The 14,760-nt window shown below is 61.9% G+C and carries 11 protein-coding genes and 1 pseudogene; 7 read left to right on the forward strand and 5 right to left on the reverse strand.

All coding sequences use genetic code 11. The features are described 5' to 3' along the window. The first annotated feature begins 14 nt into the window (after positions 1-14). The 3 genes from BKK79_RS37590 (at position 15) to BKK79_RS37600 (ending at position 1,411) form a co-directional block, all read left to right on the forward strand. Entirely contained in the window at positions 15-311 is a 297-nt protein-coding gene (locus tag BKK79_RS37590) for a DUF6166 domain-containing protein (protein ID WP_071040755.1), read from the forward strand. Positions 312-384: 73 nt separating this feature from the next. Next, complete coding sequence (locus BKK79_RS37595) at positions 385-1,185, forward strand: sterol desaturase family protein (RefSeq protein ID WP_071040756.1); 801 nt, start codon at positions 385-387, stop codon at positions 1,183-1,185. A gap of 28 nt (positions 1,186-1,213) precedes the next feature. Beyond that, positions 1,214-1,411 carry a hypothetical protein gene (locus BKK79_RS37600; protein WP_071040757.1) on the forward strand — a complete coding sequence of 66 codons (198 nt, stop codon included), beginning with the start codon at positions 1,214-1,216 and terminating at the stop codon, positions 1,409-1,411. Between the two features lie 101 nt (positions 1,412-1,512). On the opposite strand, the gene BKK79_RS37605 is transcribed toward BKK79_RS37600, so the two are convergent. After that, positions 1,513-2,166: a GntR family transcriptional regulator gene (locus tag BKK79_RS37605; RefSeq protein ID WP_071040758.1), complete on the reverse strand. Its 654-nt coding sequence runs from the start codon at positions 2,164-2,166 to the stop codon at positions 1,513-1,515. Between the two features lie 350 nt (positions 2,167-2,516). Here BKK79_RS37605 and BKK79_RS37610 point away from each other — a divergent pair, with 350 nt between their 5' ends. From BKK79_RS37610 to BKK79_RS37625, 4 genes and pseudogenes are all read left to right on the forward strand, one after another. Further along, positions 2,517-3,272, forward strand: coding sequence for an SDR family NAD(P)-dependent oxidoreductase (locus BKK79_RS37610; RefSeq protein ID WP_071040759.1), 756 nt, complete (start codon positions 2,517-2,519; stop codon positions 3,270-3,272). An 8-nt stretch (positions 3,273-3,280) separates the two neighbouring features. After that, positions 3,281-4,009, forward strand: coding sequence for an alpha/beta fold hydrolase (locus BKK79_RS37615; RefSeq protein WP_071040865.1), 729 nt, complete (start codon positions 3,281-3,283; stop codon positions 4,007-4,009). Positions 4,010-4,117: 108 nt separating this feature from the next. Further along, positions 4,118-4,759 (forward strand): annotated as a pseudogene (locus tag BKK79_RS37620) (AMP-binding protein); the annotation flags it as partial. Positions 4,760-4,915: 156 nt separating this feature from the next. Beyond that, a complete protein-coding gene (locus tag BKK79_RS37625; RefSeq protein ID WP_024570391.1) occupies positions 4,916-7,849 on the forward strand; it encodes a Tn3 family transposase in 2,934 nt (977 codons plus the stop codon). Positions 7,850-7,986: 137 nt separating this feature from the next. On the opposite strand, the gene BKK79_RS37630 is transcribed toward BKK79_RS37625, so the two are convergent. Genes BKK79_RS37630 through BKK79_RS37645 form a run of 4 tightly spaced genes read right to left on the reverse strand, consistent with a single transcriptional unit; the run spans position 7,987 to position 14,748 of the window. After that, entirely contained in the window at positions 7,987-9,042 is a 1,056-nt protein-coding gene (locus BKK79_RS37630) for a DMT family transporter (protein WP_024570392.1), read from the reverse strand. Positions 9,043-9,080: 38 nt separating this feature from the next. After that, complete coding sequence (locus BKK79_RS37635) at positions 9,081-12,311, reverse strand: CusA/CzcA family heavy metal efflux RND transporter (protein WP_024570393.1); 3,231 nt, start codon at positions 12,309-12,311, stop codon at positions 9,081-9,083. Beyond that, entirely contained in the window at positions 12,308-13,495 is a 1,188-nt protein-coding gene (gene czcB, locus BKK79_RS37640; RefSeq protein WP_024570394.1) for a CzcB/NccB family metal efflux transporter periplasmic adaptor subunit, read from the reverse strand. Before czcB ends, BKK79_RS37635 begins: the two co-directional genes overlap by 4 nt. Next, on the reverse strand, positions 13,492-14,748 hold the full coding sequence (locus tag BKK79_RS37645; protein ID WP_024570395.1) for a TolC family protein: 1,257 nt from the start codon (positions 14,746-14,748) through the stop codon (positions 13,492-13,494). The genes czcB and BKK79_RS37645 overlap by 4 nt, the downstream gene beginning before the upstream one ends. Positions 14,749-14,760 lie beyond the last annotated feature (12 nt).

The raw sequence follows: 14,760 nt of genomic DNA on the forward strand, positions 1-14,760 counted from the left end.
AACAAGGAGTAGCTATGAAAACCTACACAGGTGATCGAACCATCGATGGCGTCAAGGTTCATGTTGATGGCAGGCCGCTGCCCGACAAGGCAGATATTCAACGCTATACGGACATGGGATTCGAATGGGGCTACGAAGGGCAGGAACCCAGGCAGCTGGCCTTCGCGCTGCTTTTCGACCATACGGGCAACGCCGGGTTGGCCCACTCATCCTCGGACGCCTTCATGCGAGCCATGGTGGCAAACCTTTCGAACGAATGGCATCTGACTTCGGAAAGCATCGAGGAGTTTCTGCGCATCGCCTGTAGTTGAGTCGGCACTGGCGATTCGCGATCAACTTGCCCCTGAATTTCAGCTTTTCAACCCGATTTCCACGAAGGTAATCATGGAACTTCAACACAGCTGCATGAGCGACAGACAACGTCGCTATCGCAAGGAATACAGGTATCGCGTAGCAGGGTGGTACCACGGATGGCTGCATCTGATGATCATCGCGATGAGTGGTATCGCGGCCATCTACATCTACACGTCCAATCTCGTGAGTGTGCAATGGCGGGATTGGCTGGCTCTGCCATTGGGATTCCTTTCCTATCAGCTCGCTGAATATCTTCTGCACACACAAACAATGCACAGGCCGCGCAAGAATCCAATGCTGAGGGCACTGTATATCCGGCACACCCTCATGCATCACCAGTTCTTCACGGAGCAGGAGATGCGATTTGCGGATCACCGCGACTGGCGCGTGACATTCTTTCCCCCGTTCACCATGATCGTGTTGACGCTGCTGTCGCTCGCGCCCTCACTGACCGCCGGCCTCATCATTTCTCCCAACTTTGGATGGCTTCTGATGACTGCCCTGACGGGCAGCTATATGTTCTACGAGGTCGTTCACTTCTGCTGCCACGTCGATGACAACTGGCTGATCCGCAATCTTCCCATCATCAATACCGCGCGAAGGCATCACCAGGCGCACCATGACCAAGCATTGATGATGGAAGTCAATATGGGAATCGGTACGCCCATTTTCGATTGGCTGCTCGGAACCTCCGACCTGGATCGCGGCTTCTTCGGTCATCTGTTCAATGGGTACAGCAGAAAGTACCTGAAGAAGAATCTGCGCCGGACGTCGCGCACGCCCAAGCCGGGCAACGTCAAGATTCCCGAGTCGCGCACGGACGCCCATTGAAACCGAATCGTCACCCCAGGAGTCCACGATGCCGTTCAAGTTCAAATTCATTCTCTCGATTCTGATTTTCGGCGTGTTCGCGCTGACCGGCCGGTACGAACTCTCGCACGACCTGTCCCGGCCGGCTTATGTTGCCTTCTTCCTTGCGGTGTTCATGGTCCTGTCGATCTGGATTTTCCCGGATGTCAGCCGGGATGCTCCCGAAAGCGAGGGCGGAACGCAGTAGGAAACCGCGATGTTCCGGGCAAAGTTATGTTGTGCCGGCGGTCCTGGCTCCGTGCGCGCAGAGCACGGAGCCGAGCGCTTCCGTACGCGCGCGTGCCGCCGTCACTTTTCGATCGTCTCGCGAGAAAAGCTCTCGATGTAGTCGATCAGGCGATCCGACGCGGTCGCAGCATCCGCCGGCTTGCCCTGGCTTATGGCTTTCGCGATCTTTGCATGAAGCTTGGCGGCCAATGGAAGGTCGCCCGTGCGGCGATAGTGTTCAAACCAGAAACGCCGGGACAGGCCACGCATCAATGACATCGTCTTGACAATGAATTCGTTTCGCGCTGCGTCCCACATCCGCTCGTCCAGTTCACGGTCAAGCTGGGAAAACAGCTTCTCATCATGCTCTGCGGCGGCTTGGGTCAATCCAGCTTCAATGTTGGCGAACTTGGCCCTCTCCTCCACGGTGGCTCTCTCGGCAGCAAGCCGAGCCAGCAAACGCTGAACTTCACGCCGCAGTTCCAGCAAGCGCAGTTGGGTCAGGATGTTTGTTTCGGAAACGAACACCCCGCGCTTGGGAACGATGGATACCAGTCCCTCCATGGCGAGACGTTGCAATGCCTCGCGAATGGGGGTTCGGCCGATCTCCAGGGATTCAGACAGGCTGCTTTCGGACAAAGCCATGCCGGGCGGTAATTGGAGCGTGATGATCAGTTCCTCGATGGCTTTGTAGGCTTGCTCGGCGAGCGATGGCGCTGGCATGCGCTTTGCCATCTTGGTGGTCCGCTGCCTGCTGAGTTCGCCAGGTCCGGCGTCGGTCGTAAGTCCGCGCGTGCTGGCTGCCTTGTTGGATGTCCGTCGCATAGCCCTCTGATTGTTCGCGATGGCGAGGCATCGATGCTCGCCCAGGTTGAGTGTTGAAGCTGTGTAGGGTTGATATGTTAGCTGAATGGCATTCGCCCGTGGCACTGCCGTGGACATGTCCGACGGCAAAATCGTTTCCATTCGCCAATAAGAAGAGGCTCATCGCGGGTATAGTTTTGCATGCAGCTAATATATATGTACAATATCAGACATGCACAAATAGCTGCCCTGACGGGGTGGCATCAACATTGGAGACAAGCATGCGGTTCAAGGACAAGACTGTTTTTGTGACTGGCGCTGCCAGTGGCATTGGTGAAGTGACGGCGAGGATGTTCGCCACCGAGGGTGCTCGCGTCGTGCTCGCGGACTTATTGGAGGAAGAGGGCGTCGCAGTGACGCAGGCCATCAATGAAACGGGCGGGGACGCGTCTTTTGTCAAGCTCGATGTGTCGAGCGAGACGGACTGGAGGCACGCGATAGCGTCCGCGGAAAAGGACTTCGGGGCCGTGCATGTCGTTGTCAGCAATGCCGGCATCAGCGGAATGGTGCCGGACCATGAAAATGTTGAATACATGGACCGGCTGACGTCGGTGCACATTCGTGGGACCTTCCTGGCGATTCGGCACGGGGCGAAAGCGATTGTTCGGGCCGGTGGCGGATCAATCGTGACGGTGTCGTCGATTGCGGCCTACTGCGGATTGCCGGGCCTTCACATGGGCTATGCCGGGGTCAAGGCGGGCGTGCTGGGAATGACCCGGTGCGCAGCCGGTGAGTACGCAAGATCGGGGGTGCGCGTCAATGCGATTGTGCCGGGGCTGCTGCCCCCAATGAGAACGTCCGTGGTCTCCGCGGATCCGGCCATGCGAGAGAAGTTCTTCGAGACCGTGCCGCTCGGTGGCACTGGAGGCAGAGAGGATGCTGCCAATGCCATTCTGTTTCTCGCATCGGATGCGGCCGCCTACGTCACCGGTGCCGAAGTCCTTCTGGATGGCGGTTTCCTCGCCTACCGATGCTGAGGCCGGCCATGCCTGTCTTCGTGGGAGTGCATGGTGCTTGGTCCGGCGGGTGGGCGTGGTGGCGGATGCATTCGCTTTTCCTCGGCAAGGGCATCCGCTTCGTCATGCCGACCTGTACCGGCTTGGGGGAGAGAGCGCACTTGCTGAATCCTGGCATTGACCTTAACACGCACATCGAAGACATCGTTCAGGTCATCGAACACGAAGATCTATCCGATGTCGTGCTCGTTGGACACAGCTATGGCGGGATGGTTGCGACTGGCGTTGCTGCGCGGGTGGCCAATCGGATCCGGCGGCTGATTTACGTCGACGCGCTGCTTCCGGAGCCCGGTGAGTGTGCGCTCGACCTCTTGCCTCGGGTACAGAGTCAGGGCGTGCTGGAAGCCGCGCAGCAGAAGGGATTCGGGTGGTTGATTCCACCCACGCCCATGCCCGAGGACACGCCCACGCGTGATCTCGACCTCGCAGCGACGCGACGAGGGCCTCAGCCCTTGCACACATTCACGTCCGCACTTCCGGCGAGGGATCATGCGAGCCGTCTCCCGGCCACGTATGTCTACTGCACACGGATCGGTCTGTACGACAGCTTCGGCAGTTCTGCCGCACGCGCCCGCGGCCATTCCGGCTGGACGTTTCACGAGCTGAATGCAACGCACAACCCGCACATCACGATGCCGGAGCGCCTCGTCGAACTTCTGACGCAGAACATCGAACGCAGCAGCAATCCCTCGAGCTGAGGACGCAGGCGACAAGACGTTTTTCTGGCGCCGCACCACATCCTTGGCGGGATGCGGTGATGAGTGCTGGTGCTTATTGACATTCTTTTCACACAAGGAGCGTGTTTCATGCTCGGTTTGATGCAAGATCGTCCGCTTTTGATTTCCAACCTGATCGACTTTGCCGAGCGCCACCATGGTGAAGCCGAAATCGTCTCTCGCCGCGTCGAGGGCGACATCCACCGCTGCACCTGGGCCGACGTCGCACGGCGCGCGCGCTGCGTGGCCAACGCGCTCGACGCCGATAAGCTGGCGTTCTCCGAGCGGGTGGCCACGCTGGCCTGGAATGGCTACCGCCACCTGGAGCTCTACTACGGCGTCTCGGGCTCGGGCCGCGTTCTGCACACCATCAACCCGCGCCTGCACCCCGACCAGATCGCCTGGATCATCAACCACGCCGAGGACCAGGTGCTGGCCTTCGACACCAACTTCCTGCCGCTGGTGCAGGCCGTGCATACCAAGTGCCCCACGGTGAAAAAGTGGGTGGCGCTGGCCGACGCAGACAAGCTGCCGCAGGACACCGGCATTCCGAACCTCGTGAGCTACGAAGCCTGGATCGCGGGGCAAGCTGACACCTACGACTGGCCCGAGTTCGACGAGAATTCTGCCTCCAGCATGTGCTACACCAGCGGTACCACCGGCAATCCGAAAGGGGTGCTGTACAGCCACCGCTCGACCACGCTGCACGCTCTCGCAGCAACGCTGCCGGACGGGGTAATCGTACTTTTCGTGCTAAATCTGGCGCTTTCCCTGAAAGCCGTTACTGGCAGGGCTTGTCGGTCGACTCCCGCGACCGTCGGCAGACTCTGAGAGATCTCGCGGTAACATAGCTGCCCACGCACCGCGCCGCCGCAAGGAGGTAGGGAAATGCCAGGCATGGAATTTCGCTATGTGGGAATCGACCGCTTGCCCGCCAAAATGTCGGAGTTCGACGTGGAGCGGTACTTTGCGCTCACCGACAGCGACATGGCGGAAGTGAATGAGCGGTTTCGACGAGACTGGCGCGCCGGCGCGGCAATCCAGCTGGTCTTTCTTCGGGCGAGCGGCCATACGCTGGACCATGTCGGCACCCTGCCGCGTCAGTTGCTGCGTTACATCGGTGAGCGCCTTGGCGTGCCGACGCCAACCATCGCGTCGCTGCGGACCATGTATCACCGCTACAAGACGCTCTATGACCACCAAGTCTGGGCCTGCGACTATCTCGGGCTGACACGGATTGGGCCAGACCATTGGGCAGGGCTTGGGGCGTGGATGCGCCAGGATGCAAAAGAATCTCTGACGCCCGAGGACCTGCTACAGCACGCGCGCTCCTGGCTATACGAGCGGCGGATCCTGATCCCGGCCGAGCGAGCGTTGCGCGATCTCGGCCGCTCGATCTGGGCGGAAATCGAGCGAGCTGTGGTAGCCATGATCGAGGCTACCATCCCGGAATCTCAACTTGCGCGTGCGGACGCGGTTCTGTCGACCCGTCACGAAACGTCGGGAGTGACCGTTCTTGAGTGGCTGAAGACCCCGCCAGCACGTCACAGCCCGACAACCATTGCCGAAACGCTCGAGAAAATACGATTCCTGAAGGAACTCGGAGCGCATACCTGGCAACTGGACGCGGTGCCTATGGAGAAGCAGCGGGCCTGGGCCAAGCGCATCGAGGCGCGCCGCCCCGTTAAGATCAGAGAACTGAAGGCGTCGACGCGCACGCTGGAACTGGTTTTCTTCCTTCGAGTGACCTTACTGGAATTGACAGACTCCCTGCTTTATCAGACAGGGCGACGGGTCTCCGATCTGGTCCGACAGGCCTACGAAAAGACCACGACCAAGCAGGCCCGCTCTGCCGCGGATTACCGCCAGCGCCTGCTAGCGATCAAGATGCTCGTCGGCGAGGCCGAACGTTCGGCCGAGGAGCGGCTCGCGGAGATCGGCAAGCTGCTGGGGGATTTACCTAGCAAGCCCGCCATGAGCCATGCAGCCAGTGTGCGCGAGACACTGACTGAGGACAATCAGCGGATCCGAGCTCTACTCACATCGCTGCGGGAACTGGATTTTGCCGGCCGGGAAGCGGAACCCAGCCTGCGCCAATTGGCGCTCGTTACCAAATTGCACGATAGCGGTGCGAGTGAGCTACCCCGCGGCAGTGAGGTGCCAGCCAGCGGCAGTTGGCATGACCTTATCGAGAATGACGATCGCAAACGTGCACTGCATGCGTTGGAAGCCTCGGCAATCACCGGCCTGCGCAAAGGCCTGCGACGTGGCTCCGTGTGGATTCATCACAGTCTATCTTTCCGGGAACGGGATCAACTGCTGATTCCATCGACGCAATGGGAAAACGAACGCGACCGACATCTGTCGTCGCTGGCATTGCCATCGACGGCCAATGCGTTTATCGACCGCCTGTCGGAGCACCTCAAGGTGAATCTTGCGGCCTTGGATGAGGCGCGCGAGGCCGGCCGGGTCACGATCGGCTCAGACGGTACGCTGCACCTGTCGGCATTGGAGGCGCTGCCCACGGATGGTCTGCCTCGCAAGACACGCGACATGCTCTTCAAGGCCATCGGTACAGCCCAGTTCGCGGATCTGATCATGGAGATGGACGCCCGCACCGGCTTCAGCGCAGTCCTCCTGGCCCGAAGAGCGCGTGACGCGAACGAACTCGTGGCGTTGTACGGCGCGCTGATCGCACACGGCACTGAGATCGATGCCAAGGCTGTCGCAGCGATGATTCCCCAGCTGGACGCGGCGCACATTTCAACACTGATGCGCGCGTTGGAGATGCCAGGCCGACTGGCACGTGCCAATGATCGGGTAATTGAGTTCCAGCGGACTCACACGATCACCGAACTATGGGGAGACGGACAACGAGCCTCGAGCGACTCCATGAGCCTCGACACCTCACCCCACCTTTTCTATGCCCGCGCCGATCCCCGGCGGCGCACCCACGCGGTCGGAATCTATACGCACGTGCTGGACCAGCACGGAATTGTGTACAACCAGCCGATCGTGCTCAACGAGCGACAAGCTGGCGTCGCGATCGAAGGCGTCGTGCGCCACAATGACACGCGCGACGACGGTGGCTTGCTTCGACTTTCCGTCGACACGCATGGATATACGAGCGTCGGCATGGCGGTTGCGAAGCTGCTTGGATTCGATCTGTGCCCGCGTCTGCGCAATCTGGCCGAGCGCAAGCTCTACTTGCCGCGGCGATTGGCCGCCCCGGACAAGCTGACACCGGTCGTCGCCCATGAAATCTCTCTCAAGGCTATTCGTGATGGCTGGGACGGCTTGCTGCGGCTGGTGGCATCTATCAAGTCCGGACGCGTCAGCGCCGTGGTTGCCCTTCAGCGCTTCGGCAGTGCCGCACAGGGTGATGCCGTCTATCGTGCCGCCGATCAGCTCGGCAAGCTGCTGCGGACGCTGTTCCTATGCGACTATTTTGGCAATCCAGAATTCCGGCGGGAGTTGCATACCCTGCTCAATCGCGGAGAGTCAGTCCATCAGCTCCAGCGTGCGGTCTACACCGGCAAGGTCGCGCCAGAACGGGGCCGTCGGCGTGACGAGATGATCGCGATCTCGGGCTCACTGACCCTGCTCACCAATCTGGTGATTGCGTGGAACACGCAGCGCATGCAGGTGACAGTGGATGCCTGGCGCCAGAAGGGGCAGAGGATCGATGATGACTGGCTACGGAGAATGGGGCCAGCGCACTTCGGACATATCAACTTCCGGGGCACGCTGCGTTTCCCGCTCCATCTGTATCAGGAGATGTTGCTGGACGCCGCACACGGGCAGCGCGCGACAGGTTCATGAGGAACGCACCATGGAATCTGTACTGAGAAAGCCTCCTCGTCTTGCACTACCGAAACTTGAGCTTCCTTTAGCTCAAGGTAGAGAAAGTGGTCGGAGGACCCTCAAGCGATTTTCAACAGTGCGGAGGCAGTGCCACGCTAATGCGAATGACGATGATGCACGTCCGGATAATGCGGATGCTTGTGTACCATCACCTCGTGCGCGTGCCAGTGTCTGTGGGGCTCCTTGCCATCCCATGGGAAGTCGTGCTCATGCTGATGATGCTCGTCGTGTCGATGCGAGTGGCTGTGCGCCAGTGGCTCATGGGTATGCTCGTGCTCGTGCCGCTCGCGCAGGTGCAACCACACGCCCAATGCCATCAGCGCCGCGGCAAGCCAGAAAGCCAAGCCTGGCACTTCAGGCCAGATCACAAATGAGATCAGGACTCCAAACAATGGTGCGACCGAGAAATACGCACCGGTTCGCGCAGTGCCCAACAGACGCAGCGCCACCACAAACAAGGCGAGACTCACACCGTATCCGGCGAATCCGACGACCAGCGCACCTGTCGCGGTACTGAGCGGTGGAAACACAGCCCCATGCATCAGGGCGAGCGTCGTGTTGCATAGTCCAGCGACAACACCCTTCAGGCAGGCGACGAGTAGCGCGTCATTGCTGGAGACCTTGCGGGTCAGGTTGTTGTCAACCGCCCAGCACAGGCAAGCGCCGACGATAAGCAGCGCGCCAGTCGACATCTGCAGGCTGCCCGGCTGCCAGGAAAGCAGCAAGCCGCCGGCCACGATCGCGATCATCCCCAGAACAATCTGTCGGTCGGCGTTCTCCTTGAACACCACCCAGGCGATGACGGCCGTGAACACACCCTCCACGTTCAGCAGCAGGGATGCCGACGCGGCGTTGGTCGAGACGAGGCCAGTCATTAGCAACGCTGGCCCCGCCACGCCGCCCGCAAGGATTGCGCCAATTAGCCACGGCACCTCTGCTCGCGGAATGCCACCATGATCATTTCCCGGATCAGGCTTCGCCCAGATTCTTCGGATCGCGAGCACAAGGGCCAAGCCGAAGCCGCTGCCCAGATATAGCAGCCCGGCCAGCAAGAGCGGGGCAACTGAACCGGTCAGCGCCTTGGCCAGCGGCGTGCTTGCACCGAATAGCAGAGCGGCCAGTAATGCCGGAGATGCGGTACGAATGGACATGGCGGATCAGGGGATGGGGCTAAAGTGGACTCGCGAACTCACATTTCTAGCACGGCTTGCGCTTCCGGCCGGCCGGCGGCCCGGCGCTTCAGCACCATGCCGCAAAGTGCCGGCAGCACAAACAATGTCAGCACGGTTGCGGTGATGAGTCCACCGATGACGACGGTGGCCAGCGGCTTCTGGACTTCCGCACCGGTGCCGGTGGCAATGGCCATCGGAACAAAACCGAGCGATGCCACTGCGGCAGTCATCAGCACCGGCCGGACCCGTTCCATGGCACCGTCGATCACCGCACTGTGCGGTGTCATGCCATCTTCAAGCCGCTTCCGGATAGCTGAAATCAGTACCAGTCCGTTCAGCACAGCCACACCCGACACCGCAATGAAACCGACGGCCGCCGAGATCGAGAACGGGATGCCGCGCAGGAGCAGTGCGAACACGCCGCCAGCCAGCGCCAGGGGCACTGCCGTCAGTACGGTCGCCGTCAGTGCGGCGCTGCCGATCGCCATGTACAGTGTCGCGGCGATCAGGATGAAGCACAGCGGTACGATGATGGCCAGGCGCTTGGTTGCCGCCTGCAGATTCTGGAATTGGCCGCCCCACTCGATATACATGCCTGGCGGTAGCTTGACTTCCTTGGCGATGCGATCCGCGGCATCGTCCACGAAGCTGCCCAGATCGCGGCTGCCCACATTGGTTTCCACGTACACACGACGCTTGCCATTGTCGCGGCTGACTTCATTGAGACCCTGCGTGAACCGGAACTGCACGAGTTGGCGTAGCGGTACCGAGGCACGAGGCTGACCGTCAACCGCTGGCAGCATGACCGGAAGCGCGCCGAGGACGTCGAGGTTCCCACGCTGCTCGCCCGGCAGGCGAACCACGATGTCGAAACGGCGATCGCCATCGAAGATCTGCCCGGATTGCCGACCCGCCATAGCCGCGGACACCGTATCAGCCACTTCCTTGACCGTCAGGCCATAGCGGGCGATTGCGGCGCGATCGAAGACGATGTCGAAGGTCGGGAAACCGCTGGTTAGTGGCACGCGAACGTCGGTGGCTCCCGGGGTTTTTCTCAGCACGCCCGCGATGCGCTGAGCCGTGGCCGCCAGTTCGTCCAGGTTTTCGCCATAGACCTTCACGGCGACGTCGCTACGCACGCCGCCGATCAGTTCGTTGAACCGCATCTCGATCGGCTGCGTCACATCATAGTTATTGCCGACCATCGGCGCGGTCTTCTCGCGAATGCGCTCGATAACCTGTTCCTTGCTCGTGACCCCCTCCGGCCACTCGTCCTTCGGTTTCAGGATGATGTAGTTGTCCGAAGCGTTCGGCGGCATCGGGTCGGCCGCCAGGCTGGCCGTGCCCGCCTTCGAATACACCGTTTGGACTTCCGGCAGCGACAGCACAGCGCGTTCAAGTGGCAGATCGATGGCGACCGACTGGTCGATCGACGTCGACGGAATACGCACCGACGACAGGTTCAAGTTCTGCTCGTCGAGCGTCGGCATGAATTCGCGTCCGACAAACGTGAAGGCCGCCGCCGCGATCGCCAGCGTCGCAACACCGGTGCCAATGAACGGCATTGGGCGCGCCACGGCAAGCTCAAGCCACGGCCGGTAGCGCTGCTTGGTTGCCGCGATGATGCGCACCTCCTTCTCAGCCACCTTCTTGCGCAGCAGCACTGCCACCATGGCGGGCACGAAGGTCAGCGACAGCACAAAGGCCGACGCGAGTGCCAGCATCAGCGTAATCACCATCGGGGAGAACATCTTGCCTTCCACTCCCTGGAAGGTCAGGCATGGCAGGAAGACCATGAAGATCACGAGCTGGCCGTAGACCGTCGGACGGACCATTTCGCGGGAGGACTGGATAACTTCTTCCAGCCGCTCATTGAGTGTCAGCACACGCCCCTCGTGGTGCTGCCGCTCAGCCAGCCTCCTGAGCGAGTTCTCCACGATGATGACCGCCCCGTCAATGATCAGGCCGAAGTCCAACGCCCCCAGGCTCATCAGGTTGCCGGAAATATTGAGCTGATTCATGCCGATCGCGCTGACCAGCATGGACAGCGGAATGACCAGGGCGGCAATGGCCGCCGCACGCCAGTTGCCCAGCAGGGCGAACAGGATTGCCACCACCAGCAGCGCTCCTTCCACCAGGTTCTTCGCCACCGTTTCGATGGTCGCAATCACCAGTTGGGAGCGATTGAGAGTAGGAACGATCAGCACGCCTGGCGGCAGCGTCTTCGAGATCTGGTCCAGTTTGTCGCCCACGGCTTGCGCCACGGTGCGGCTGTTGGCCCCAACGAGCATCAGCGCGCTGCCCACCACGGTTTCGTTGCCATTGCGGCTGGCGGCACCGGACCGCAGTTCTCCGCCAATCTTGACCGCTGCGACGTGTCCCACCGTGATCGGCACACCCTGTCGTTGGGCAATCACAGCCCGGGATATTTCGTCGGCCGATTTGATCCGGGCATCGGCGCGCACCAGGTATGACTCTCCGGAGCGCCGGATAAAGTTCGCGCCGACTGACAGATTGGCATCCTCAAGTGCCTGCGCAAGCTCGCCATAGGAAATGCCGTAGGCTGCCAATTTGGCGGTGTCAGGCTCGACGACAAACTGCTTGACGTAACCGCCGAGTGAATCGACGTCGGCCACGCCAGGCGTCGTGCGCAACTGCGGCCGGATGATCCAATCCTGCACCGTGCGCAGATAGGCGAGCCTTGAGACGCGATCATCGAGACGCTCGCCACGCTCGGTCAGAAAGCTGCCGTCGCTCTGCCAGCCCGGCTCGCTGTCCTTGATGGGGGCGCCGGTGCCGTCCGGATACTGGTACTCGACGCTGTAGTGAAAGACCTCACCCAGCCCCGTCGATACCGGTCCCATCTGCGGCTCGACATTTCCCGGCAGGTTCGGACGCGCCTGGGCCAGCCGTTCGGTTACCTGCTGGCGCATGAAGTACAGGTTCGCGCTCTCTTTGAAGATCACGGTCACCTGGCTGAAGCCGTTACGCGACATCGAGCGCGTGCTCTCGACACCGTTCAGACCGGAAATAGCCGTCTCGATCGGATACGTGACGCGCTTTTCCACTTCCACCGGGCTCATCGTCGGCACCACGGTGTTGATCTGGACCTGCTTGTTCGTGATGTCAGGCGTGACATCGATCGGCAGCAGGTTGAGTTGCCAGGCGCCAATGATCGCGACGATTGCCGTGAGGAACAGAACCAGCCAGCGATAGCGGACCGAGCCGCTGAGGATACGCTCGATCATTCCTCGTCCCCGCCGCCCTTGTTCATTTCCGCCTTGACCAGGAAGGCATTGCGGGTGGCCACCTGTTCGCCGGGCTGTACACCGGAGAGGATTTGCGCCGAACCACCGCTACGGGTACCCACCAGCACGGGACGTGGACGGAAGCCTTCCTGCGTGCGGACGAAGAGGACGTCGCGGCCGTCGAGGTTCTGCACCGCGTCTTCCGGCACAGAAAGGGAAGCGGCATCGCTCGCCGCCGTGCGCAGGCGCACCTGGACGCCTTCGCCCACCACGAGCCGATCAGTCGGCTGCGCCGGCACCACGACCACCGTCGCGGCACGCGCGCTACCTGTCACAGTCGGCGTGACCGCCTGCACGCGCGCCGGCAGCGGCGAGCCGTTGGCCAGCACAATGGTGGCGTCGCTACCGGTGGCAATGCGGTTCGTATCGGCGGCGGTCACGGCGGCCTCCACCTGCACGGCACCGGTGCCGGCCACGCGGAAGAGTTCCGCCTGGGGGGCCACGAAAGCGCCCAGCGTGACGGACTGGGCCGTGATCTTGCCCGCAATCGGGCTGACGACGGCCACCGAGCGCCCGTCGCTGGCCAGATGCGCGGACTGGGCCACCGTGGCAGCGCGCTGCGCTTCGGCCTGCGCAACTTCGAGCGCGGATTTCGCTGCTTCCATTTCCTGACGGGGCGTGACGCCCTGCTGGAATAAGCTTGCCTCGCGCTCGTAGGTCTTGCGCGCGAGATCGGCCTTCGCCTGCGCGACCTTGCGCTCGGCAGCCATGGCGGCTGCATCGGGGCTATCGACCACGGCCAGCACATCACCCGCCCGCACGGAATCGCCAAGCCGGCGCTGAATACGCTGCACGGCGCCGGCGGCGCGCGACACGATAACCGCCTCGCTGCCGAGCACTGCTGCCACCGTGGCCGGCGCCAGGATTTCCGCGCCGACTGCTGCGCTCGCTACCGGCTCCACCGCGATGTTGGCGGCCGCAAGGTAGGCGGCCGGAATTTTGACCTCTTGTGGGCCAGCTTTTTCCGCCGTGACTCCCGGCTTCTTCGCTTCTGCAGCCTGTGACGATGCGGGCAACTTCTCCGGCCCAGACAGTCTCGCCGCGCCGAAACCCACCGCCGCCGCCACTGCGGCCACCCCAGCTACCATTGGCCAGTTCACAGACCGACGCTCGTTCTTCATCATCGTGATTCCTCAAATGCCAGACGGCCGTCTGCCTGAGCCAGCGCCGCCAAGGCGCGCACGCGCGCCAGGCGCGCGTCAATCGTCAGTTGCCGGGCTTCGATCAGTGCACGTCGCACGACCAGCAGTTCCATCAGCGGCGTCTTGCCTGATTCATAACCAATGCGCCCCATGCGATAGGCTTCCGTAGCCGCCTGTTCTCCCTCGCTAGCCGCGGCGAGTTGCTTTTCCGTCGTGGCCACTTGGGAGATGGCGGACTGGCGTACGGCATTCGCCTCAAGCCGAATGCTGTCGAGCCGCGCCTGCGCAGCCGCGACGCGTTCGACGGCAGCGTTGATGCCATTGCGGTTCTGGTCAAACAACGGAAGGGAAGCCGTCACGCCCACCACGTAGCCACTGGCATTGGTCCAGCCATAGCGGCGTACCCCCGCGCTGACGCCGACATCGGGGATCCAGCGCTTTCTTTCGACGTCCACCTGGGCGTCCAATGCATTGCGTTCGGCTTCGGCAGCGCGCACCGAGGGGGACTCGCCAAGCGCGGTGGGAGCATTCAGGATGGCCGGCTGGGCCGTCAGCAAGGAACTCGTGACCGCCGTATAGGGCTCCGAGGCGCCAGACAGCGCGGACAACCTTGCCAATGCTTGCGTGGCGTCGTTGGTGGCTGCCGCCTCGGCAGCCTGCGCCGCCGACACACTGGCTCTTGCCTGCGCGCTGCGCAAACTGGCCTCTTTCCCGGAATCGACGAGGGCACGCGCCGCCGCCAGCTCCTCATTGGCGCGTGCCAGATTTTCGGTCGCCAGCGCCTGGCGCCCCAGCATCGCTTCTGCGGTTGCGTAGACCACAGCGAGTTCCGCGGCATAGGCCACCTGAGCCTGCCGCTCTCGCGCCTGTGCTGCGGCGAAGTTGCGTTCTCCGACCTCGATGCGCGCGCCCCGCTTGCCCCCAATTTCAAAAGGCTGCGTGATCGAATAGGTATTCTGGCGCTGGCTTACGCCTTCGCTTGCCGGGGCGCCCAAGTTCTCCAGCACGGTATCGATCCGCGGGTTGAGCCAGGCACGGGACTGAGCGGCGTCGGCGCCGGCGGCGCGAACATTGGCCGCCTGCGCGACCATTGCCGGGGCAAGTGCCAGTGACTGCTGCAACAGGTTCTGATAGGGAGGCGCCTCGGCGGCATGGCTCAATGCGGCAGGCAGGCACCACAACGCCACGCTGAGGTAGCGAGGCCGGCAAAGCAACGAAAAAATCACCTGTTTCATCGAAGAGAGAAG

The organism is Cupriavidus sp. USMAA2-4, from assembly GCF_001854305.1.
Taxonomy (GTDB): Bacteria; Pseudomonadota; Gammaproteobacteria; order Burkholderiales; family Burkholderiaceae; genus Cupriavidus; species Cupriavidus malaysiensis.

Excerpts from the sequence above, each read along its gene's own strand:
- BKK79_RS37645 (WP_024570395.1), bottom strand. The coding sequence starts at position 14,748 with ATGAAACAGGTGATTTTTTCGTTGCTTTGCCGGCCTCGCTACCTCAGC.
- BKK79_RS37630 (WP_024570392.1), bottom strand. The coding sequence starts at position 9,042 with ATGTCCATTCGTACCGCATCTCCGGCATTACTGGCCGCTCTGCTATTC.
- BKK79_RS37605 (WP_071040758.1), bottom strand. The coding sequence starts at position 2,166 with ATGGCAAAGCGCATGCCAGCGCCATCGCTCGCCGAGCAAGCCTACAAA.
- BKK79_RS37600 (WP_071040757.1), top strand. The coding sequence starts at position 1,214 with ATGCCGTTCAAGTTCAAATTCATTCTCTCGATTCTGATTTTCGGCGTG.
- BKK79_RS37625 (WP_024570391.1), top strand. The coding sequence starts at position 4,916 with ATGCCAGGCATGGAATTTCGCTATGTGGGAATCGACCGCTTGCCCGCC.
- czcB (WP_024570394.1), bottom strand. The coding sequence starts at position 13,495 with ATGATGAAGAACGAGCGTCGGTCTGTGAACTGGCCAATGGTAGCTGGG.
- BKK79_RS37595 (WP_071040756.1), top strand. The coding sequence starts at position 385 with ATGGAACTTCAACACAGCTGCATGAGCGACAGACAACGTCGCTATCGC.
- BKK79_RS37590 (WP_071040755.1), top strand. The coding sequence starts at position 15 with ATGAAAACCTACACAGGTGATCGAACCATCGATGGCGTCAAGGTTCAT.
- BKK79_RS37610 (WP_071040759.1), top strand. The coding sequence starts at position 2,517 with ATGCGGTTCAAGGACAAGACTGTTTTTGTGACTGGCGCTGCCAGTGGC.
- BKK79_RS37635 (WP_024570393.1), bottom strand. The coding sequence starts at position 12,311 with ATGATCGAGCGTATCCTCAGCGGCTCGGTCCGCTATCGCTGGCTGGTT.
- BKK79_RS37615 (WP_071040865.1), top strand. The coding sequence starts at position 3,281 with ATGCCTGTCTTCGTGGGAGTGCATGGTGCTTGGTCCGGCGGGTGGGCG.